Source organism: Bradyrhizobium sp. CIR18 (assembly GCF_014198295.1).
Classification (GTDB): domain Bacteria; phylum Pseudomonadota; class Alphaproteobacteria; order Rhizobiales; family Xanthobacteraceae; genus Bradyrhizobium.
Map to the genome: position 1 here is coordinate 1 of NZ_JACIHF010000009.1, position 18,845 is coordinate 18,845.

20 protein-coding genes are annotated in these 18,845 nt (G+C 64.6%); 7 read left to right on the forward strand and 13 right to left on the reverse strand.

All coding sequences use genetic code 11. The annotated features are described in order from the left end of the window. A partial coding sequence (locus tag GGD65_RS25200; RefSeq protein ID WP_183236947.1) for a transposase occupies positions 1-210 on the forward strand: 210 nt, incomplete at its 5' end. 31 nt (positions 211-241) lie between these two features. On the opposite strand, the gene uxuA is transcribed toward GGD65_RS25200, so the two are convergent. The 6 genes from uxuA to GGD65_RS25230 all read right to left on the reverse strand — a co-directional run bounded on the left by uxuA (position 242) and on the right by GGD65_RS25230 (position 6,533). Continuing rightward, the gene (gene uxuA, locus GGD65_RS25205; RefSeq protein ID WP_183236948.1) at positions 242-1,432 is read right to left on the reverse strand and encodes a mannonate dehydratase; all 1,191 of its coding nucleotides are present in this window, start codon (positions 1,430-1,432) and stop codon (positions 242-244) included. Positions 1,433-1,504: 72 nt separating this feature from the next. Then, the gene (locus tag GGD65_RS25210) at positions 1,505-2,554 is read right to left on the reverse strand and encodes an L-idonate 5-dehydrogenase (RefSeq protein WP_179739182.1); all 1,050 of its coding nucleotides are present in this window, start codon (positions 2,552-2,554) and stop codon (positions 1,505-1,507) included. Next, positions 2,551-3,957: a TRAP transporter large permease gene (locus GGD65_RS25215; protein ID WP_018318480.1), complete on the reverse strand. Its 1,407-nt coding sequence runs from the start codon at positions 3,955-3,957 to the stop codon at positions 2,551-2,553. The genes GGD65_RS25210 and GGD65_RS25215 overlap by 4 nt, the downstream gene beginning before the upstream one ends. Before the next feature lie 4 nt (positions 3,958-3,961). Beyond that, positions 3,962-4,540, reverse strand: coding sequence for a TRAP transporter small permease (locus tag GGD65_RS25220; RefSeq protein WP_183236949.1), 579 nt, complete (start codon positions 4,538-4,540; stop codon positions 3,962-3,964). A 132-nt stretch (positions 4,541-4,672) separates the two neighbouring features. Further along, the gene (locus tag GGD65_RS25225) at positions 4,673-5,650 is read right to left on the reverse strand and encodes a sialic acid TRAP transporter substrate-binding protein SiaP (protein ID WP_183236950.1); all 978 of its coding nucleotides are present in this window, start codon (positions 5,648-5,650) and stop codon (positions 4,673-4,675) included. 70 nt (positions 5,651-5,720) lie between these two features. Continuing rightward, entirely contained in the window at positions 5,721-6,533 is an 813-nt protein-coding gene (locus tag GGD65_RS25230; protein ID WP_179739185.1) for a FadR/GntR family transcriptional regulator, read from the reverse strand. A 144-nt stretch (positions 6,534-6,677) separates the two neighbouring features. On the opposite strand from GGD65_RS25230, the gene GGD65_RS25235 reads away from it, so the two are divergent. Beyond that, positions 6,678-8,162: a mannitol dehydrogenase family protein gene (locus tag GGD65_RS25235; RefSeq protein WP_183236951.1), complete on the forward strand. Its 1,485-nt coding sequence runs from the start codon at positions 6,678-6,680 to the stop codon at positions 8,160-8,162. 98 nt (positions 8,163-8,260) lie between these two features. Then, on the forward strand, positions 8,261-8,668 hold the full coding sequence (locus tag GGD65_RS25240; RefSeq protein WP_018318475.1) for a nuclear transport factor 2 family protein: 408 nt from the start codon (positions 8,261-8,263) through the stop codon (positions 8,666-8,668). A gap of 24 nt (positions 8,669-8,692) precedes the next feature. Here the strand turns inward: GGD65_RS25240 and GGD65_RS25245 are convergent, their stop codons facing one another. Further along, on the reverse strand, positions 8,693-9,442 hold the full coding sequence (locus tag GGD65_RS25245; protein WP_183236952.1) for an HAD family hydrolase: 750 nt from the start codon (positions 9,440-9,442) through the stop codon (positions 8,693-8,695). A 146-nt stretch (positions 9,443-9,588) separates the two neighbouring features. Here GGD65_RS25245 and GGD65_RS25250 point away from each other — a divergent pair, with 146 nt between their 5' ends. After that, positions 9,589-10,437, forward strand: coding sequence for an SDR family oxidoreductase (locus tag GGD65_RS25250; protein WP_183236953.1), 849 nt, complete (start codon positions 9,589-9,591; stop codon positions 10,435-10,437). 120 nt (positions 10,438-10,557) lie between these two features. Continuing rightward, a complete protein-coding gene (locus tag GGD65_RS25255) occupies positions 10,558-11,826 on the forward strand; it encodes a serine hydrolase (RefSeq protein WP_183236954.1) in 1,269 nt (422 codons plus the stop codon). A gap of 64 nt (positions 11,827-11,890) precedes the next feature. On the opposite strand, the gene GGD65_RS25260 is transcribed toward GGD65_RS25255, so the two are convergent. Beyond that, positions 11,891-12,778: a dienelactone hydrolase family protein gene (locus tag GGD65_RS25260; protein ID WP_179739200.1), complete on the reverse strand. Its 888-nt coding sequence runs from the start codon at positions 12,776-12,778 to the stop codon at positions 11,891-11,893. Positions 12,779-13,436: 658 nt separating this feature from the next. Here GGD65_RS25260 and GGD65_RS25265 point away from each other — a divergent pair. After that, positions 13,437-14,015, forward strand: coding sequence for a MarR family winged helix-turn-helix transcriptional regulator (locus tag GGD65_RS25265; RefSeq protein ID WP_018318472.1), 579 nt, complete (start codon positions 13,437-13,439; stop codon positions 14,013-14,015). 14 nt (positions 14,016-14,029) lie between these two features. On the opposite strand, the gene GGD65_RS25270 is transcribed toward GGD65_RS25265, so the two are convergent. Continuing rightward, positions 14,030-14,986 carry a hypothetical protein gene (locus GGD65_RS25270; RefSeq protein WP_183236955.1) on the reverse strand — a complete coding sequence of 319 codons (957 nt, stop codon included), beginning with the start codon at positions 14,984-14,986 and terminating at the stop codon, positions 14,030-14,032. 820 nt (positions 14,987-15,806) lie between these two features. Between GGD65_RS25270 and GGD65_RS25275 the strand changes: the two genes are divergently transcribed. Continuing rightward, positions 15,807-16,577 (forward strand): response regulator transcription factor, encoded by a 771-nt coding sequence (locus GGD65_RS25275; protein WP_183236956.1) that lies wholly within the window; start codon positions 15,807-15,809, stop codon positions 16,575-16,577. 365 nt (positions 16,578-16,942) lie between these two features. Here GGD65_RS25275 and GGD65_RS25280 read toward each other — a convergent pair whose 3' ends face one another. From GGD65_RS25280 to GGD65_RS25295, 4 genes are read right to left on the reverse strand one after another with little or no spacing between them, the layout of a single operon-like run. Continuing rightward, positions 16,943-17,401, reverse strand: a complete 459-nt coding sequence (locus GGD65_RS25280) for a hypothetical protein (protein ID WP_018318468.1) — start codon at positions 17,399-17,401, stop codon at positions 16,943-16,945. After that, positions 17,398-17,910, reverse strand: a complete 513-nt coding sequence (locus GGD65_RS25285; RefSeq protein ID WP_183236957.1) for a flagellar biosynthesis protein FlgN — start codon at positions 17,908-17,910, stop codon at positions 17,398-17,400. Before GGD65_RS25285 ends, GGD65_RS25280 begins: the two co-directional genes overlap by 4 nt. 42 nt (positions 17,911-17,952) lie before the next feature. Continuing rightward, positions 17,953-18,429 (reverse strand): rod-binding protein, encoded by a 477-nt coding sequence (locus GGD65_RS25290; protein ID WP_026202024.1) that lies wholly within the window; start codon positions 18,427-18,429, stop codon positions 17,953-17,955. Next, on the reverse strand, positions 18,426-18,845 hold the full coding sequence (locus GGD65_RS25295; RefSeq protein WP_179739212.1) for a hypothetical protein: 420 nt from the start codon (positions 18,843-18,845) through the stop codon (positions 18,426-18,428). Before GGD65_RS25295 ends, GGD65_RS25290 begins: the two co-directional genes overlap by 4 nt.

Here is an 18,845-nt window from a genome sequence, read left to right on the forward strand (position 1 = left end):
AATCAGCTCCATTGGGTTCTCGACGTCCATTTCGCTGAGGATGGCAACCGCTCGCGCTGTGACCACGCCCCCGAGAATCTCGCCATTCTGCGCAGGCTCGCCCTCAATGTTCTGCGAACCCACCCGGATCGCGCTTCCCTCCGGCGTAAAATCAAGCGCGCTGGCTGGGACAACGCATTCCTCTTGGCCACCCTCAGCCATATGCGATAGCCCTGCCGCACGTGGGGAGAGGCGAAGACCGTCACCGATGCTCGATCGCGCGGATCGCGCCGCGGAGCTCGGCGAGACCGCGCAGGCGGCCAATTGCGGTGTAGCCGGGATTGGTGCGCTTGGTCGCGGCGAGGTCGTCGAGCATGCGGTGGCCGTGATCGGGACGGAATACGATCTGCTTGTCCGGCGCGCGTCGCGCGTTCTCCTTGAGCAGCGCCTTGAGCACCGCGACCATGTCGACGTCGCCGTCGAGATGATCGGACTCGTAGAACGACAGCCCGTCGGCCTCGCGCTTGGTGGCGCGGAGATGGGCGAACGCAATACGCGGGCCGAAGCGTTCGGCCATTTCAGGCAGATTGTTTTCGGCGGGCACGCCGAGCGAGCCAGTGCACAGGCAGATGCCGTTGGCCCTGGACGGCACGGCGTCGAACAGCGCCTGGTAGTCATCAGCGCTGGAGGCAATACGCGGCAGGCCGAACAGCGGCCGCGGCGGGTCGTCCGGATGCAGGGTCAAGGACACCCCGAGCTGCTCGGCCACCGGCGTCACGCGCCCGAGGAATTCGGCGAGATGCTGCCGCAGGATCTTTGGCGTGATGTCGCGATAGGTCTCCAGCCGATCGCGGAATTGCGGGATGGTCATCGGCTCGGTGGTCGAGCCGGGCAGCGCGCTGGCGATCACCATGACGAGATAGTCAATATCGGCCTGGCTCATCTGCTCGAACAGCGCTTTCGCACGCGCCTGCTGCTCGGGCGAATAATCCTGCACGGCCGCAGGGCGCTTGAGGATATGCAGCTCGAAGGCGGCAAAGCGGTCCTGGTCGAAGCGCATGGCGCGGGCGCCGTTCGGCAGCTCCCATTCCAGATCGGTGCGGCACCAATCGACCACCGGCATGAAATTGTAGCAGATGATCTTGATGCCGGAAGCCGCGACGGCTTCGAGGCTCGCGATCCAGGCCTCGATCGACTTGGTCGCCTTGCCGCCGAGCCGCTTGACGTCGTCTGGGATCGGAATCGATTCCACCACCGACCAGGTCAGCTGCGAGCGGCCGGGCTGGCCGCGCTCGATGAAGTTCTTGCGCTCCTCCACCGCCTTGCGTGTCCAGGCTTCGCCAATCGGCACCTGATGCAGCGCCGAGACGATATCGCTCGCCCCGGCCTGCCTGATATCGTCGAGCGAGACAGGATCGTCGGGCCCGTACCAGCGCCAGCCTTCGAGCATCATGCGCAATCTCCTAAAGCGTTTTCGAGCGAAGTGGGTATCGGTTCGCGTGAAGAAAACGCTTCAAAACAAGAGTCAATTCGCGGTCAGCACGACCTTGACGCTCTGCGAGCGGTCGAGCGCCAGCCTGAGCGCATCCGGCGCGGTCGACAGCGGACGCTCGGCGGTGACCAGCGACAGCACGTCGACGCTGCCATTGGAGATCAGTTCCACCGCGGTTGAGAATTCGAAGCCGAAGCGGAACGAGCCGCGCAGGTCTATCTCCTTCGCCATCACCGCATTCGACGGCGTCGGAATCTGGCCGCCCGGCAGATTGCCGATCTGCACCACGATGCCGCCGCGCCTGACGATGCCAATGGCGCTCGCAAGGCCCGCGGCCGTTCCCGAGACCTCGAACGCGACGTCGTAGGGACGCGACGCGGCCTGCGCCTTCAGGCCCTCTTCCCCGGCCGACACGTTCTCGACATGCGAAGCACCGAGCTTGGTCGCGAAGGCCAGCGGGGCCGGCGCGATGTCGGCCACCGTGATATCGGCCATGCCGGCGCGGTGCGCGGCGAGCATGGTCAGAAGCCCGATCGGGCCGGCACCAAAGATGATGCCGCGCTTGCCCTCGATATTGCCGGCACGCGCGACCGCGTGCAGGCAGACCGCGAGGGGCTCGGCCAGCGCCGCAGCCTGGTAGGAGACGTGATCGGGAATCTTCACGCACTGCGCGGGAACCGCATCGAAGTAATTGGCAAAGCCGCCCTGCATGTGCGGCGTCTTCGAGGCCGAGCCCATGAAGTAGATGTTCTCACACAGGTTCGGCCGGCCCTCGCGGCAGGCGACGCAATGGCCGCACCAGCGCGAGGGATTGACGGCGACGCGGTCGCCGACCTTCAGGTTCGCAGCCGCGCCGGAGATCTCCACGACCTCGCCCGAGATCTCGTGGCCGAGCACCAGCGGCGACTTCACCACGAAATCGCCGGTCCGGGCATGGCGGAAATAGTGCATGTCCGAACCGCAGATGCCGCCGGCGCCGAAGCGGATGCGCACCATGCCGTCTGCCAGCTTGTCGAGCGGATGCTCGACCATGCGCAGATCTTCGGGACCGAACAGGGTAGCGGCGAGAGCAACGGAGGTCATTTGGAGAGTCCCATGTATTTTGGCAGCCAGAGGGTCAGTTCGGGAATGTAGGTGATCGCGATCAGCGCGAGCATCAGCGGCACCAGCCAGGGCAGGATCGCGACCGTGGTGCGCTCGACCGAGAGCTTGGCCACGCGGGCGAGCACGAACAGCACCATGCCGAGCGGCGGATGCAGCAGGCCGATCATCAGGTTCAGCGTCATGATCAGGCCGAAATGGATCGGGTCGATGCCGAGCTTGAGCACGATCGGCAGCAGGATCGGCACCAGGATGGTGATCGCCGCCGTGGTGTCGATGAAGCAGCCGACGAACAGGATCAAGACGTTGGCGAGCGCCAAAAACACCCATTTGTTGTGGGTGACGCTGAGCATCCAGTCCGACAAGGTCTGCGCCGCCTGCGACACCGTCAGCAGCCAGGCGAAGATCGAGGCTGCCGTGACGATGAACAGCACCGAGGCCGTGGTCTCGATGGTGTCGAACGTCGCCTTCGCCACCGTCTGCAGCGTCATGGTGCGGTAGCGGACGAGGCCGAGGAACAGCGACCAGATTACGGCCGCGACCGCGGCCTCCGTCGGCGTGAACCAGCCGAGCGTCATGCCGCCGATCAGGATCACCGGCGCCATCAGCGCCATCACCGCCGAGAAGTCGAAGTACCAGTCGATTGCCAGCAACGTGCCGAGGCCGATCACCACGGCGACGTTGACCGAGAGGCCGGCCAGCACCATCAGCCAGATTGCCATCGGGAAAGACAGCACGATGAGGATTTCGAGGCCGGCCGAGCCGAGCTGCGGCCAGGAGAACGGCGTGTCGCTGCCCCATTTGTTCTTGTGCGCGAAATAGGTGACCGTCGCCATCATGAACAGCGTCAGCACGACGCCCGGGATGACGCCGCCCAAGAACAGCGCGCCGATCGAGACGTTGGCCATCATGCCGTAGATCACGAAGGGCAGCGACGGCGGGATGATCGGGCCGAGCGTCGCCGAGGCCGCGGTGACGCCGACCGAGAACTCGGTGGAATAGCCGTGATCCTTCATCGCCTTGATCTCGATGGTGCCGAGACCGGCGGCGTCCGCGATCGCGGTGCCGGACATGCCGGAGAAGATCACCGAGCCGATGATGTTGACGTGGCCGAGGCCCCCGCGCATCCAGCCGACCAGGGCGACGGCGAATTTGTAGATGCGGCCGGTGACGCCGGCGATGTTCATGAGGTTGCCGGCCAGGATGAAGAACGGCACCGCGAGCAGCGGAAAGCTCTCGACGCCGGCGATCATGCGCTGCGCCAGCGTGACGTCGGGCGTCACGCCGCTGACCAGGATGTAGAGCAGCGACGACGCGGCCATGGCGATCGCCACGGGAACGCCGAGCAGCATCAGGATGAGAAAGCCTCCGAGCAGCAGCAGCATGATGTCAAATCTCCGATCCGTCGTAGGCGCCGGGTCGTTCGAGGACCGAGTAGCCCTGCCGCCAGTGTTGCAGCGCCGCCTGCACCGAGCGCAGGAACATCAGCACGAAGCCGAGCAGCACGGCGTAATAGACGTAGTTCTTGGGAAAATTGATCGTCGTCATCTGCTCGTCGCCGATGATCTGGATGTAAGTCCAGACCAGCTTGATGGCGTAGCCGAAGAAGGCGATCCGGATCAGGTCGATCACCGTCGACAGGGCGCGCGCCACGAGGTGCGGCAGATAGCGATAGACGAGATCGACCTGGATGTGCCGAGACAGCCGCACGCACATCGAGGCGCCGATGAAGACGACGCCGATCAGGCAATAGGTCGCAATCTCCTCGGTCCAGGCGTAGCTGTCGTTGAGCACGTAGCGGGTGAAGAACTGGAGGAAGACGGCGAGTGCCATCACCCAGAAGATCGCGAGCGCCACCCAGTCCTCGAACGCGTAGATGCCGAGGTCGACCTTCGGCGTCGCCTCCTCCTCGAAGGTATGGGCGATCTCGTCCGCGGTGATCTGCCGGTGTATTTCGGCGGTGGACATGGGTTACCTCTCTCCAAATCGTCGTTCCGGGGCGACGCGTCCGCGTCGAACCCGGAATCTCGAGATTCTCAGGTGCGCAATTGCGCACCGTAGTTCGGTCCTACGGACCGCCCCGGGATGACGACTACGTCGTCACTTCACCGCCTGGATCTTTTCCCAGTCGGCTTTGCGATAGCCGAAGGTCTCGAACGCGACGTTCTTCAGCACGGTGTCGCGGAACTCGTTCTTGTCGACCTCGGTCACGCTCAGGCCCTTCTCCTTGAAGAAGGCGACCAGCTTGGCCTCGTTCTGCTTGATCTCCGCGGTGGCCTTGGCGGCGGCTTCCTGGGCGACGTCGGTGAAGATCTTCTTGTCCTCGTCGGAGAGCTTCTTCCACAGCGCGCCCGCAACCACCGTGTTGAGGTGATCGACGATATGGCCGGTCAGCACGATGTGCTTCTGCACCTCGTAGAACTTCTTGGCCTCGATCGTGGTCAGCGGATTTTCCTGCGCCTCGACGGTGCCGTTCTGGAGCGCGAGGTAGACTTCGGCGAAGGCGATCGGCGCAGTGTTGGCGCCGCAGGCGCGCGGCATCGCGAGATAGGCCGGCACGTCCGGCACGCGCATCTTCAGGCCCTTCATGTCGGCGCAGGTCTTGATCGGCTTGTTCGACGAGGTCTGGCGCACGCCGTAATAGGTCACCGCGACGATGTGGTGGCCGCTCTTGTCCTCATAGCCCTTGGCGAGCTCCTTGAAGATGTCGCTCTTGGTGTAGGCGAGCAGATGATCGGCGTCGCGGAAGGTGTAGGGATAATAAGTCACGCCGATCGGCGGGAAGCTCTTGGCCGCGAAGCTCGAGCCGGAGATGATGATGTCGACCGAGCCGAGCGAGAGGCCCTGGTTGATGTCGGCTTCCTTGCCGAGCTGCGAGGCCGGATAGACGTCGATCGCATAACGCCCGTTGGTGCGCTTGCCGATCTCCTGCGCGGCCCAGACCGAGGCGGTGTGGAACGGCTCCGAGGTCTCGTAGACATGGGCCCATTTGAGCTTGGTCTGCGCCATACTGGCCTGGGTGGCAGCCAATAGCGCGGCGGCGGACATCACTGCGGCAATCGTCATTTTCTTCAACATCGACTTTTCCTCCATCGTTCAAGTCTGCTTCTTGTTCGCCCGCCCCGGCACGGATGCGGACCGTACAATCTCATCGCCGCCGCGCGCTGCCGCTCTTGGCCTGCTTCTTCGGTGGTCGCTTTGGCACCGCCGGCTTCGCCGGGGATCGCGCGGTGCGGCTCCGCCCCGAAGATGATCCCGCCGCTTTCTCGGCGCCGAAATTCTGCGCGAAGCGCTCCTGCGACCGCGCCAGATGCGCGCGCATCGCATCGCGCGCGGCTTGCGGATCATGCGCCGCGATCGCCTCGCGCACGGCGCGATGCTCGTCGAGCGCGGTGCGCCAGGTGCCCGGGCTCTCGAAATAATGCGCCAGCTGCGCGAAATAGGGATTGAGGCGCTGGTCGAACAGCTCGCCGACCACGCGCACCAGAACGGCATTGCCGAGGCTGCCGGCGATCGCGACGTGAAACGCGCGGTCATGCACCATCGAGGCTTCGCCGGGATGCTCGACGTTCTCCATCGCGATGAGCGAGGCGTCGATGCGGGCGATGTCGTCCCTGGTCGCGACGCGCGCAGCCTGTTCGGCGATGGCGCTTTCGAGGAATTCGCGGGCGCGCAGCAGCTCGAACGGCCCCTCGATGACGGACGCGGCTGCGGGCGCGGCGATTGCAGCGGGCTCGATCACATAGATGCCGGAGCCGACGCGGATGCGCAGGCGGCCCTCGACCTCGAGCGCAATCAAGGCTTCGCGCACGGTCGGCCGGGACACCCTAAGCTGCTCGGCGAGCTCGCGCTCGGTCGGCAAGCGGCTGCCGACCGCGTACTCGCCGCTGTCGATCAGGCTTCGCAATTGATCGGCGACCTGGCGGTAAAGCCTTCTCGCCTCCACAGCTTCCAGCGGCACGCTGGTCCTCCCGAAAGGGTCGCGCGGGGCACCCGAAATGCCCGCGGCCCGCCAATTTTGGAAAATTGGTCTTACCAATTGACCGGAGCATTGACCTGATACGGGCGCCATGTCAAGCAGCGGCAAAGCAAAGGGGAGACGTCCATGCGCCCAGGTTCAATGCGCCTTGGCCGCGCCAATCTCGACCGGCTGCCGCCAGCTGTCCGCCGCCCGGCCTACGACCGGTCGCGCATCACGCCCGGCATCGTGCATCTCGGCCTCGGCGCGTTTCATCGCGCGCATCAGGCCGTCGTCATCGACGATTGTCTTGCCGCAGGAGCCGCGTCCTGGGGCATCGTCGGCGCCAGCCTGCGCAGCCCGGATACGCGCGACGCCCTCGCCCCGCAGGATCATCTCTATACCGTTGCCGTGCGCGCCGCCGAAGGCACCGAGCACCGCGTCATCGGCGCGCTGCTCGACAGCGTCGTCGCACGCGAAAGCCCGGCAGCGTTGGTCGAGCGGATGGTCGATCCCGCCATTCGTATCGTCTCGCTGACGGTCACCGAGAAGGGCTATTGCCACACGCCGCAGACCGGCGATCTCGACGAGCGGCATCCTGACATCGTGCATGATCTCAACAATTTCGACGCGCCGCGCTCGGCGCCCGGCTTCATCGTCGCTGCGCTGGCGCGGCGGCGCGCGCTGGGGGCCCCGCCGTTCACCGTGCTGTGCTGCGACAATCTCGCCGCCAACGGCCACACCGTGCAGCGGATCGTGACGCAGTTCGCCGCGCTCCGCTCCAGGGAACTCGGCAAGTGGATCGTGGATAATGCCGCTTTCCCCTCGACCATGGTCGACCGCATCGTTCCGGAGACGAATGATGCCGACCGCGATGCGGTCGCGAACGCGCTCGGCATGCGCGATGCCTGGCCTGTCATGACCGAGCCGTTCACGCAATGGGTGGTCGAGGATCGTTTCACCGCGGGCCGGCCCGACCTTGCTGCAGCGGGCGTCGAGCTCGTCGCCGACGTCAAGCCGTTCGAGCTGATGAAGCTGCGGTTGCTCAACGCCAGCCATTCGGCGCTGGCTTATCTCGGCTATCTCGCAGGCTATGAGACCATCGCCGACACCATGCAGGATCCGCATTTCGCGCGGCTTGCCGCACAGGTGATGGAGGAGGCCGCGGTGACGCTGACGATGCCTGCGGGCACTGACCTTGCCGCCTATCGCGCCTCGCTGCTCAAGCGCTTTGCCAATCCGGCGCTGCATCACCGCACCTGGCAGATCGCGATGGACGGCTCACAAAAGCTGCCGCAGCGGCTGCTCGGCGCGATGCAGGATCGCCTCGCGAGGGGTCTGCCGATCGCAACGCATGCGCTCGCGGTGGCCGGCTGGATGCGCTATGTCGCCGGCCTCGACGAGCAAGGCCGCGCCATCGACGTGCGCGATCCCCTTGCCGCCGAATTCGCCGCGCTGGCGCGCGAGGCGGGGCCTGTTGCCGAGCGGCTCGCGCCTGCACTGCTCGGGGTTCAGAAGGTGTTCGGGCCGCTGGGTGCTGATCCGCGCCTGCGCGAGGCCGTGACCACGGCGCTCGGCCGTCTTTACAAGGAAGGTGCGCGGCGGGCCGTGGAGACGCTCGTCTCGGCCTGACCACTGAGCGGGCAATGCTGCACTGCGGTCTAAATCGGACACAAGGTCGAACGGAAGTCGCGCTTGATTTTTGCCTGTCCTTGCCCCACCCGAGAGCGATGGCAAAGGACAGCAAGATCATCGCCGCCAACGCGGCCTTTTATGCCGCGTTTTCGACCGGCGACTTCGACGGCATGGAACGGATGTGGGCGGACGACGACGGCATCTCCTGCATCCATCCCGGTTGGCCGGCCATCATCGGGCGCGCGACGGTGATCGGAAGCTGGCGCGACATCCTGCAAAGCCCGGAGCGGCCGCAGATCGTCTGCGCCGAGCCGCAGGTCATCGTCGACGGCGACAGCGCCCGCGTGCTCTGCATCGAGATCGTCGATGGCACCGCCCTGGCCGCCGCGAACCATTTTCGCCGCGTCGGGGACGAGTGGCGCCTGGTGCACCATCAGTCGAGCCCGATCGCGCAGATTGTGGAGCAGGCTGAAGACGATAGAACGAGCCACCGGGTCCACTGAACGTGGCGGACACGCGGGCGTGATCTACTGTGCATGGGGTTGTTTTTCAGTTTCTGGTTTGGCGGCCCCGAGTTCCGACAGGTCATCCAGCACGGCCCGCGCCGCGGAAAAATCATCATCCGCAAAGAACATGCTCCGCGTGATCAGAACCGGAATGCCGGCGCGTGAGGCCGCCATCAGCCCGTTGGCGGAATCCTCTATTGCCACGCAGTCGGCCGCGCCGAGCTGCAGCCGCGCCAGCGTTTCCAGATAGACGTCCGGTGCCGGCTTCTTGTGCCTGACATCGTCACCGGCGACGATGGCGTCGAACTCGGCAGCCCAGTTCGCCCCCAGCGCCTGCGACAGCAGCGCATCGATGTTGCCGTGCGAGGTCGTGGTCGCAATCGCCAGCCGCTGGCCGCGCGCCTTCGCCGCAGCGAGCAGCTCGATCACGCCCGGCCTTAAGGGACAGCAACCGGTCTCGATCAGCCCGGCGTAATGCGCGGTCTTGATGTGGTGAAGCGCGGCGATGGCCTCGTCCGGCAACGGCGGGCTGATCCCTAGCTTTTCGTGGTAAGCGCGCATGCGCTCCTTGCCGCCGGTCACCCGCAGCAGGTCCTTGTAGAGAGCGCGGTCCCACTGCCAGTCGAGACCGTGGCGGGCGAAGGCATGGTTGAAGGCCTGCCGATGCAGCTCCTCGGTCTCGGCGAGGGTGCCGTCGACGTCGAAGATCAGCGCGTTCGCGCGCCGGATCAGCGCATCCGCCGGGGCGAAAGCGAGCGCCTCTGCCTGCATGATCGATGCCTCCCTGTGACAGGCGAACATCGCCCGAGGCAGAAGGCGAGACAAATCGCAATATCTTTTGCCGGACCCAAAAATCTCTTATGAGCAAACGACGCGCGACCGCGCGGACGGGAACTTTCGACCTGCACGGGAGACGCATGCGGCTCTTCATCCTTGGCCTCGGCTATAGTGCCCGGCATTTCGTCCGCAAACATGGCGGCAGCTTCTCGCATATCGCCGGCACCGTGCGCGATCCCGCGCAGCGGAACGGCCTTGCCGACATCGAGGTCCACGCCTTCTCCGGCAAGCCCCTCGCACGCGAGACGATCGAGCAGGTCCGCGATGCCGACGTCCTTGTGGTGTCGATCCCGCCCGGTAGCGGCGGCGATCCCGCCATCACGGCGTTCGGCGACGTGTTGGCGGCGGGCCGCCGCAAGATCGTCTATCTCTCCACCATCGGCGTCTACGGCGATCACGGCGGCGGCTGGGTCGACGAGAGCACCCCGCCGCAGGCGACCCTCGACCGCGCCCGGATGCGGGTTGCTGCCGAGCAGGCCTGGATGGACATTGCGCACGGCGATGCCGCGATCCTGCGGCTTGCGGGCATCTACGGCCCCGGCCGCAACGCGCTGGCGACATTGCGAGCGGGAACGGCGCGTTGCATCATCAAGCCCGGCCAGGTCTTCAACCGCATCCACGTCGACGACATCGCGAGCGCGATCATGGCCGCGATTCAGCACAAGGGCGGCGGGACCTGGAACGTCTGCGACGACGAGCCGGCACCGCCGCAGGACGTGATCGCCTATGCGGCGAAACTGATGGGCGTTGCGCCGCCGCCGGAAGAAGCGTTCGCCACCGCCGAGATGTCGGCAATGGCGCGCAGCTTCTATGCCAGCAGCGCCCGCGTCTCCAATGCGAGACTGAAGCGCGAGCTCGGCGTCGCGCTTGTCCACCCGACCTATCGGCACGGCCTCGATGCGCTGTGGCACGCAGGCGAAGCACGATAGGGTTCCGGCGTCCCGGCGCGTCCCAGACATGCTTTGCCCGCGCTTGACTTCGCGCCGGTGCAGTCGTGATCTAGGCGTGCAACGAGCCGCTCACACAACGAGCTCGTGCGGGAGGACATAATGAACAAGACGATCGCCATGATCGCGGCGGCGGCTGCCGTCATCACATTCGGCACGGCCATCGCCGCGCCGCTGCCCGAAGCCAAACCCGACGATGTCGGCTTCTCCAGTCAGGGCCTTGCGCGCCTCGACAATTTCTTCGCTCGCGAGATCGCCGCCAAGCGCGTGCCCGGCGCGGTGGTCGCCATCGCGCGCGACGGCAAGCTCGTGCACTACAAGGCTTACGGCATGCTCGATCCGGACAAGGGCACGCCGATGCCGATCGATGCGATCTTCGCGCTGGCCTCGATGACCAAGCCGATGGCCGCGGTCGCGGGCCTGACGCTGATGGAGCAGGGTCGGCTGCCCCTCCAGGCCAAGCTGTCCGATTACTATCCCGGCTTTGCCGACATGAAGGTCGGCGTGAGCCAGGCGGACGCTTCGCTCAAGCTCGAGCCGCAGGCTTCGCCGATCTTCATCCACGATCTCTACCGGCATACGTCCGGATTGATGTATGGCGGCCGTCCCGACAGTTCGAGCCCGGTGGCGCGGCAATACCCTGACGGCATCGCGCCGGCGATCGAAGGCGACACGCAGGCCTTCATCGACCGCATCACCAAGCTGCCGCTGGCGCATCAGCCCTCGACCGAATTCGAATACGGCTTCTCGATCGACGTGCTCGGCGCCGTCGTCGAGAAGGTGAGCGAGCAGAAGCTCGGCGAGTATCTCGCCGCCAATGTCTGGCAGCCGCTCGGCATGAAGGACGCGACTTTCCATCCGACCGACGCGCAGCGCCCTCGCCTCGCCCGCCCGTTTGCCAACGATCCGCTGACGGGCAAGCCGCAGGCGATCAAGCTGCTCGACACCCCGACCAAGTTCGACTGCGGCGGCGCTTGCTCGTTTGCGACGGTCGGCGACTACGCCCGCTTCGGGCAGATGCTGCTCAACGGCGGCGAGCTCGACGGCCAGCGCATCCTCGGTCCGAAGACCGTGCATCACATGACGACCAACCATCTTGGCCCCGAGATCAAGAACAACGTGGGCAATGTCGAGCCGCATCGCGGCGGCTTCGGCTTCGGCCTTTCGGTCGCGGTTCGCACCAGCGAAGGGCTGTCGTCGGTCCCCGGCAATCCCGGCGAGTTCACCTGGAACGGCGCCTACGGAACGCAATTCTTCTGCGACCCGAAGGAGCGTCTCGTCGTCGTGGTGGGAACGGCTGGGCCGGGCGAGCTCAGGAAGTATTATCGCGAGCAGGTTCAGGACATCGTCTATGGTGCGATGGTGAAGTGAGATCGGCACGCACTGAACGAAAAAGGGCGGCCGATCGGGCCGCCCTTTTGTTTTGACCCAGCGCTCAGCTCAACACGCCGTACTTCTTGAACCAGGCCTGCGCCTGCTTCCAGGCATCTTCCGCGGCGTCCTTGCGGTAGCTGCCGCGGTAGTCGGCATGGAAGCCGTGCGGCGCTTCGGGGTAGATCTTGAACCCGGCCGTCTTCTTGCTCTGCTCGAGCGCGGCCTTCATCTGCTCGACCTGGGCGACGGGAATGCCGGTATCGGCGCCACCATAAAGGCCGAGCACCGGCGCCTTCATCTCGGGGGCGAGCTGCATCGGGCTCTTCGGCAACAGCGGATTTTCGGGGTCGACCAAGGTGCCATAGAAGGCGACGCCGGCCTTGAGCGCGCCGCTGTGGGCGGCATATTCCCAGACCGTGCGACCGCCCCGGCAGAAGCCGATGATGCCGAGCTTGACCGTGTCACCGCCCTGCGATCCTGCCCATGCCACCGTCGCGTCGAGATCGGACATGAGCTCCGCGTCCGGCTTGGCATTGACCACCGGCAACAGATCCTTGACCTCGGCGACCTTGGTCAGATCGATGCCTTTGCGGAAGTAATAGTCAGGCGCGATTGCGAACGCACCAAGCTTGGCGAGGCGCCGCGTCACGTCCTTGATGTATTCGTGCAGGCCGAAGATCTCCATCGCCACGATGATCACCGGCGCCTTGGTATTGCCGGCGGGACGGGCGAAATAGACGGGCATCTCTTCGGAGCCGACCTTGATCCTGGCGTCACCGACCTGGAGACCATTGGCGTCGGTCGTGATCGCCTCGGCGCGCACGGGCCCGGCCGCAAGCGTGTAGCCGGCGGCGACGGCCGCGGTGGCGCTCATGAATCCGCGACGCGAAACCGGGGCGGCTTTCGTCAACCCGACGACGTCGGATGTCATGGTGGTTTCGAAGCTCATCGGTCTATCCCTTGCTGCTGCCTGTGCTGATGCCCCCCGGGGGCGACGCATTCGCCAATAGTTGCCGGCGAGATGCAAATCACCAGCCTGCGAGCACGCGCGCTTTCAGGCCAGACCGTGCCAGGCGACCGTGGCTGCCAATGCTGCACGACGTTGAATGGCGCTGACTATTTCGAGTCCCAACGACACTCTGACACCCATCGCTCGTGCGCCGGACTTAACCGTCTAGCTGCACTGCATCGCAACATCCATTAACCGAAAAAGACGGTTCTCTCACGGCTGCCCGCACCGCCAATTGCTGCGGCTGATGCGCGTGTGCGCGCATTCGACGCGCTCACTCGCAACAAATGGACACCGCAGCGGCAATAATGACACATCATGTTGCTCGCGCATCGGCACATCACCGTCAATCACGTGCGAGCCGTCGTCATTTGATTGAAATTTTCAGCGGACTTGAGCCGTGCGATTTACTCGAACTTTCTTTGTGACGCCCTAGTTCCACGGCCGGAAGTTCCATCTCTGCAGAGAGAGCTTCTTCCCCACGCGCGGTCCGCCGTCCGGCAACGGACGAAGGGTCACGCGAGGACTTCATTCCGTCCACACAGATTGCGCACCCCAAGGCTCAATTGAATAAAGCTTTATCCGATCTGGAATTGAAATGAATTTGGCTCGCGAATCGATTGAACTGTTGGAGCAAGTCGCACGAATCCTGTGGTTCGAAGGCACCAAGCACGGCCTGCGCGACCGCGAGTGGATGGCACTGCGATTCCTTTCCCGCGCCAACCGTTTTTCCCGGACGCCTTCGGCACTCGCGAGTTACGTCGGCACCACGCGCGGCACCGCCTCGTTCATCATCGGGGAGCTCGAGCGGCTGGGCTATATCGAACGAAAACGCTCGGCCACCGACAAGCGCTCGGTGATGCTGAGCGTGACGCAGCAGGGCAAGAAGTTCCTGGTACGCGACCCCGTCAGCGTTCTGATCGATGCGATTGCCGTCCTCGACGACGAGGTCAAGATCCGCTTCCGCGACACGTTCCGGCACGTGCTGGATCAGTCGGACGCGGCCGAGCAGCGGCACCACACCGACGTCTGCAAGCGATGCATCTTCCTCCGCGAGGAGCGCACCACCACCGACAGCAAGGCAGCGGCCGAGTTCAGCTGCCGCCTGTTTCGCTCGCCGATCGCGGAGGCGGAGGTCGATCTGCTATGCACCAGCTTCGAGCATCACCGCCAATAGAGGACAGCCCTCGATCAGGGCGTCGCCTTGCGTGACGAATAGATGACACCGCCGCTCGCCTCCACCACCAGGCGCCCGTTCTCGCTCCTGATCTCCTCGATGCGGCCAAGGCCGGGCACCTGCTGTCCCAGCACCGCCTCGATGACGCCGTTCGGACCCTGCAGGATCGCAATGCCTTCATAGGCCTGGCGGACCGACCAGCCCTTGATCACCTTCCGCGGCGCCGGCGCGCGCTCCGACGGAGACACCGAGCCCGTGAACTCGGGTGCTGCGGCCGAGGCCAGCATCGATCCTTGCTGTGGCGAGGGCTGCGATTGCACCATGGCCGGCGCCGGAGCCGGCGTCTGAACCTGCGCTTGAGCGAGCTTGTCGAGCTTCACTGTCGAGGACGAGCTCACCCGCTCGATACGGTCCAAATTCTCGGCGAACCTGCCGAAACGGTCATTGGTCGCCTTGCTCGATTGATCCACCGCGGTGCGCAGGCCGTCGAGATTCTCCGACACGCCCGACACCTGCTTGCGCAGATGCGCGACGGTCTCGCGCAGATTCCTGATCTCCGTATTGGCTGCAACGTTGTTCTGGGCGGGCTGCGTGGTGAGATAGGCGATCACGCCGGTGCAGGCGCAGACCACCAACATGGCGGCGACCGCCAATGTTGCGAGCGGCGCAACCCATGTCGGACGGGGCGGCGCGGGCTTGGCGACGATCACGGCCGGCTTGATCACGGTCGGCGCGGGCTTGGGGATCGCCATCTTGTCGAGACGCGCCTTGGCGCGAATACGTTTCAGCCCCTCGAGTGCCTCCTTCGCGAGAGCTTCATCGCTTGCCGCGGCCGATGCCCGCTTTGCGCCCGCAGCGGGCCTGGGCGCTCGCGCCATATCGTCCTTCGTATCGCGTGCTTCGGGAGTCGGCTTCGTCGTCGCGGAAACATCAGCGGTCGCGTTGGGACGAGCTTGTCCATCGGACAACATGTGAAAATGCTCCGTTCGGTTCGATCTGTCGAACGGTGACGTTATTTGCCGAAGCTTGCCTGAAACGTGCGCATCGAAAACTTTTCCATCGCGCGCAATGCGACGTCACATGAGTCAATCGCGTCATGCACGTGGCGAGAGTGCGACTCGAAAGACACACACTCGCCAAGATTTCGCCAAGCTGGAGTCGCGCCGCCACACGTGAGTCGAATTGTCGCACGGGGAAACACGTCCATGAGAGTCAATCCCGGGTTGAAAACCCCTCGATATGCCTCATCCCCCACACCACCTAAAATAGCTGTGATTGTACGGGGATGCGGAACCTTAGACCCATCACGATGCAGAACTAGTTTAGTTTCCAAATCAACTGATGCGTTTGAATATATCAAGAAACAACCCGAAACAAACCAACAGCATCAAGCACACGTAGCAATCGCTTTGTTACGCACGCTTGATCGGAAATCGGCAATTGTTACGGTCTTACTCAAGTGATTCTCGCCAGTTGGCGAGGAGATCGACACAGATTCAGTGGCGTTCGGACGCGATGAGCAACTTGGCGCAACTGTTCTAGGTCGTTTCTCAATCCGCCCCGCGAGGTGATCCGTAAGACACCCGCCGGGCCTCACGCAGTAAGCGTTCAGTATCGAGTTGAAGTAACAGGCCTGCGAGACGCAGGCACTGAATGCGTAGGGCTGCCCGCGAATATCGAAACCATAACAACGGTTCGCGGGAAGGAATGTCGTCAAACAGCATCGTTGCCGAGCCGGGCATCACAACAACCAACCGGCGGCGACAGGTGCGAAACAGGGGCGAAAGACTGATGTATATTATCGTTGATGATCGCGAGAGCGTCGCGAACAGCTATGTCGGAGGGCTCGTTCGCGAAGGCGTATCGTCGATCGGCTTCTCCTCCGGAGAATTCTGGGACTGGCTGCAATCCGCCAGTGAATCGGATCTGGCGGCGGTGGACGCCTTCCTTCTCGGGGATTGCGATGCCCGCGGAAGCCTGCCGCGGGCGATGCGCAAGCGTTCCTCGGCTCCCATCATCGCCATGAGCGGCCAGAAGATGCTCAAGAACACGCTGGAGCTGTTCGAGTCGGGCGTCGACGACGTCGTGCACGTGCCGATCCACCTGCGCGAGATCCTGGCCCGAACGGCCGCGATCGCGCGCCGCCGGGTGGGCGAGTTGCCGAGGCCCTGCGAGAGCAGGATCCAGGTCTTCTTCAACGGCCGTGACCCCGAGATCGCGGGCCACGCCCTCACCCTGCCCCGCCGCGAACTGCGCATTCTCGAATATATGGTCAGCAATCACGGCAAGTGGATCACCAAGACGCAGATCTTCAACGCGGTCTACGGCATCTTCGAGTCCACCTTCGACGAGAGCGTGATCGAGAGTCACGTCAGCAAGCTGCGCAAGAAGCTTCGCGACCGCCTCGGCTTCGATGCGATCGTGGCCCGGCGTTACGTCGGCTACCGCCTCGACATCCCCGCCGGCGAGACCCTCGACGTGCCGATGCAGGAGCTCGACGAGGTCGGCATCATCCTGAACAGGGCGCATGCCGTCCCGGCCGCCTATCCGGTCAACAACTGACACGGCACAAGCCTGCGGGCGAAACCAACAACGGCCTCTGCGAAGCACCTTCGCAGAGGCCGTTGCACGTTCGGGGCGGGAGACGGATGGGATGAACCCTACGAGTGCCCCGATGGAGCTGCGTTCCCCTACCCCTGGTGAGCAGGGCAATCGCATATGGGCGCGATTTCGCCTGTGGCCATCCTTCGAGACGCCCGCCGTTGGCGGGCCCTCAGGATGAGGACCGAGAGCGTTGCGCCAGTTTTGACGAGTGTCGATGCCCGCTTAGCCTCATCCTGAGGAGACCGCGAAGCGGTCGTCTCGAAGGACGAGGCGCGCGCTCAGCTCGCGCAAAGCGCCAAATGCGATAGCCCCGGCATCACGTTCTACGGCTTCTGCTGAAATTCTTCCTTGGAGACGTAATTGAAATCCTCGACCAGGACGTCCTGGACGACGTCAGCCTGCATCCGCTCGTTGACGCGCTGCTTGATGGCGGCCGTCAGGATGGAGAGGTCGTAGCGGGCGAGCTTCCTGAAGTCGAGACGGTCGTCGGCATAGATCCTGCGAAAGGCCTCGTCGACGACGAACGGCTCCGGCGGAACGTTGAGCTGGTGCATCGTCCGCGCCTCCACGGTGTAGACGAAGCGCGCGACGATATAGCCCTGCACATTGCCATTCTCGACCATGGGCACGCTCAATGCCCGGGTCTTCTGGTATTGCAGCCCGTCGAGATATTCGTCCTTCGCCGGCAGCAGGCTGCCGTTCTCCTTCCAATAGGCCACGCCATAGCTCGTGCCCGCGGTGAGGATGCATACCCAGAGCCCGGCCAGCACCAGTCTGATCATTTTCCGTCCTGTGCTGCGCGGCCGGTATAGGTGCCGTCCGACTCGGCCTCCTTGATCGCCTTGACGATGATGCCCGCGACCTCGCGCACCGCGTCGTAGTGCATTTCGAGGATCGAGCGATTCCGCTCGAGCTTCTCGCGCAGCCGCCGAATTTCCTCGGTGACCTCGACGTCGCCGCCGAGATGCATCCGCGCCCGCATCAGGCGGACGAATTCGAGCATGCTCCGGCTCTTCCGCGCGCTGAAGTCGTCGAAATCGATCTTCTGACGCGTCGTGAGCGCGACCGTCTCCTCCTCGACGATGCTCTCGAGCCGGCCGATCGCTGCCAGCAGGCCGCGCACTTCATCCGATCTCGCCGCATCCGCGCCGTCGACCACGACCTCGCCGCTCATGACCGGCAGCAGCACCGGCAGCAGCGCATCGGCTTCTGCTGCTTCCGTCGTCATCATCCCGGTGTCCACGATCGGCTGCTCGATCACCATGGCCGCCGCGCTGTCTTGTGCCTGCATAGGAAATCCACCCTTCAACTTCTGTCACCCGTTCGAGGATCATCATCCAGCCTTGCCAGCACCGTTCGGCCCCGCCGGATTAGCGGCGGCCAGCTGCTTGGCGATGCCAACGCCGTTGCCCTTTGCCAGCTGGCTGCCGAGCTGCTCCGCCAGCATCGACTTCCAGACGCCGCCGGCCGTGCCCTTGCCAAAGACCTGCTCTGATTCCTTCGGCAGCATCGTCTCGACGAAGGTCTGGAGGATGAAAGCTTCGAACTTCCGGTACACCTCGCCGGACGCCGGCGCCTTGATCATCCGCACCGGCGGCCCGTTCACCACATCCGACTGCGCCTCGGAAACCTTCGTGGCGGGCTGCTCGGCAGCCGCCGCCGCCTTGCCGGCCTCCGCGTCCATCGTGGCGGCGAAGTCGGCATCGGAGGATTTCAGTGCATCGAGTTTCGCGGTCGCCGCGCGCTGGGTCACGGGATCGGCGGCCTCGAGGACGTCGAGAACGAGGTCGGGCGTCGCGGTCACGATCATGGCTTGTTCCGATTGGCTGGCCGTGGCGTCCACGCGCGCACGGCTGGGCTTATTCCCGTCATCTCCTCGAGGGAGCGCTTCTCGGCGTCACGGAGCTTGTCGGCCAGCGCCGCCTTCGCGACCTGCTCGAGCTGCTTCACGCGGCGGCTCTCGGCGCGGACCTGGTCGAGCTGCTGCGCGGCCTGCGTCTGGATCGCGCGCGCACCGACGCTCGTCCTGTTCAAGCGCCGCGCGATCGAATCGCTCGACGATCCCGCCGGCGGCTTCCCATCATTCAGGGCTCCCACCAGCCATTCCTGCTCGTCCCGCAGGCTTCTCTCCTGCTGCCGCAGCTGCGCGAGCTGCCATTCGGACAGCCGGAGCTGGAGCTTCACCAGCGAAACCATCCGGCCGAGCTTGTCCGCGCGGGACGTCAT

What these genes read in the sequence shown, in the direction of transcription:
- uxuA (WP_183236948.1), bottom strand. Translation starts at nt 1,432, where the DNA reads ATGATGCTCGAAGGCTGGCGCTGGTACGGGCCCGACGATCCTGTCTCG.
- GGD65_RS25210 (WP_179739182.1), bottom strand. Translation starts at nt 2,554, where the DNA reads ATGACCTCCGTTGCTCTCGCCGCTACCCTGTTCGGTCCCGAAGATCTG.
- GGD65_RS25215 (WP_018318480.1), bottom strand. Translation starts at nt 3,957, where the DNA reads ATGCTGCTGCTGCTCGGAGGCTTTCTCATCCTGATGCTGCTCGGCGTT.
- GGD65_RS25220 (WP_183236949.1), bottom strand. Translation starts at nt 4,540, where the DNA reads ATGTCCACCGCCGAAATACACCGGCAGATCACCGCGGACGAGATCGCC.
- GGD65_RS25225 (WP_183236950.1), bottom strand. Translation starts at nt 5,650, where the DNA reads ATGTTGAAGAAAATGACGATTGCCGCAGTGATGTCCGCCGCCGCGCTA.
- GGD65_RS25235 (WP_183236951.1), top strand. Translation starts at nt 6,678, where the DNA reads ATGCGCCCAGGTTCAATGCGCCTTGGCCGCGCCAATCTCGACCGGCTG.
- GGD65_RS25240 (WP_018318475.1), top strand. Translation starts at nt 8,261, where the DNA reads ATGGCAAAGGACAGCAAGATCATCGCCGCCAACGCGGCCTTTTATGCC.
- GGD65_RS25245 (WP_183236952.1), bottom strand. Translation starts at nt 9,442, where the DNA reads ATGCAGGCAGAGGCGCTCGCTTTCGCCCCGGCGGATGCGCTGATCCGG.
- GGD65_RS25250 (WP_183236953.1), top strand. Translation starts at nt 9,589, where the DNA reads ATGCGGCTCTTCATCCTTGGCCTCGGCTATAGTGCCCGGCATTTCGTC.
- GGD65_RS25255 (WP_183236954.1), top strand. Translation starts at nt 10,558, where the DNA reads ATGAACAAGACGATCGCCATGATCGCGGCGGCGGCTGCCGTCATCACA.
- GGD65_RS25260 (WP_179739200.1), bottom strand. Translation starts at nt 12,778, where the DNA reads ATGAGCTTCGAAACCACCATGACATCCGACGTCGTCGGGTTGACGAAA.
- GGD65_RS25265 (WP_018318472.1), top strand. Translation starts at nt 13,437, where the DNA reads ATGAATTTGGCTCGCGAATCGATTGAACTGTTGGAGCAAGTCGCACGA.
- GGD65_RS25270 (WP_183236955.1), bottom strand. Translation starts at nt 14,986, where the DNA reads ATGTTGTCCGATGGACAAGCTCGTCCCAACGCGACCGCTGATGTTTCC.
- GGD65_RS25275 (WP_183236956.1), top strand. Translation starts at nt 15,807, where the DNA reads ATGTATATTATCGTTGATGATCGCGAGAGCGTCGCGAACAGCTATGTC.
- GGD65_RS25280 (WP_018318468.1), bottom strand. Translation starts at nt 17,401, where the DNA reads ATGATCAGACTGGTGCTGGCCGGGCTCTGGGTATGCATCCTCACCGCG.
- GGD65_RS25285 (WP_183236957.1), bottom strand. Translation starts at nt 17,910, where the DNA reads ATGCAGGCACAAGACAGCGCGGCGGCCATGGTGATCGAGCAGCCGATC.
- GGD65_RS25290 (WP_026202024.1), bottom strand. Translation starts at nt 18,429, where the DNA reads ATGATCGTGACCGCGACGCCCGACCTCGTTCTCGACGTCCTCGAGGCC.
- GGD65_RS25295 (WP_179739212.1), bottom strand. Translation starts at nt 18,845, where the DNA reads ATGACGTCCCGCGCGGACAAGCTCGGCCGGATGGTTTCGCTGGTGAAG.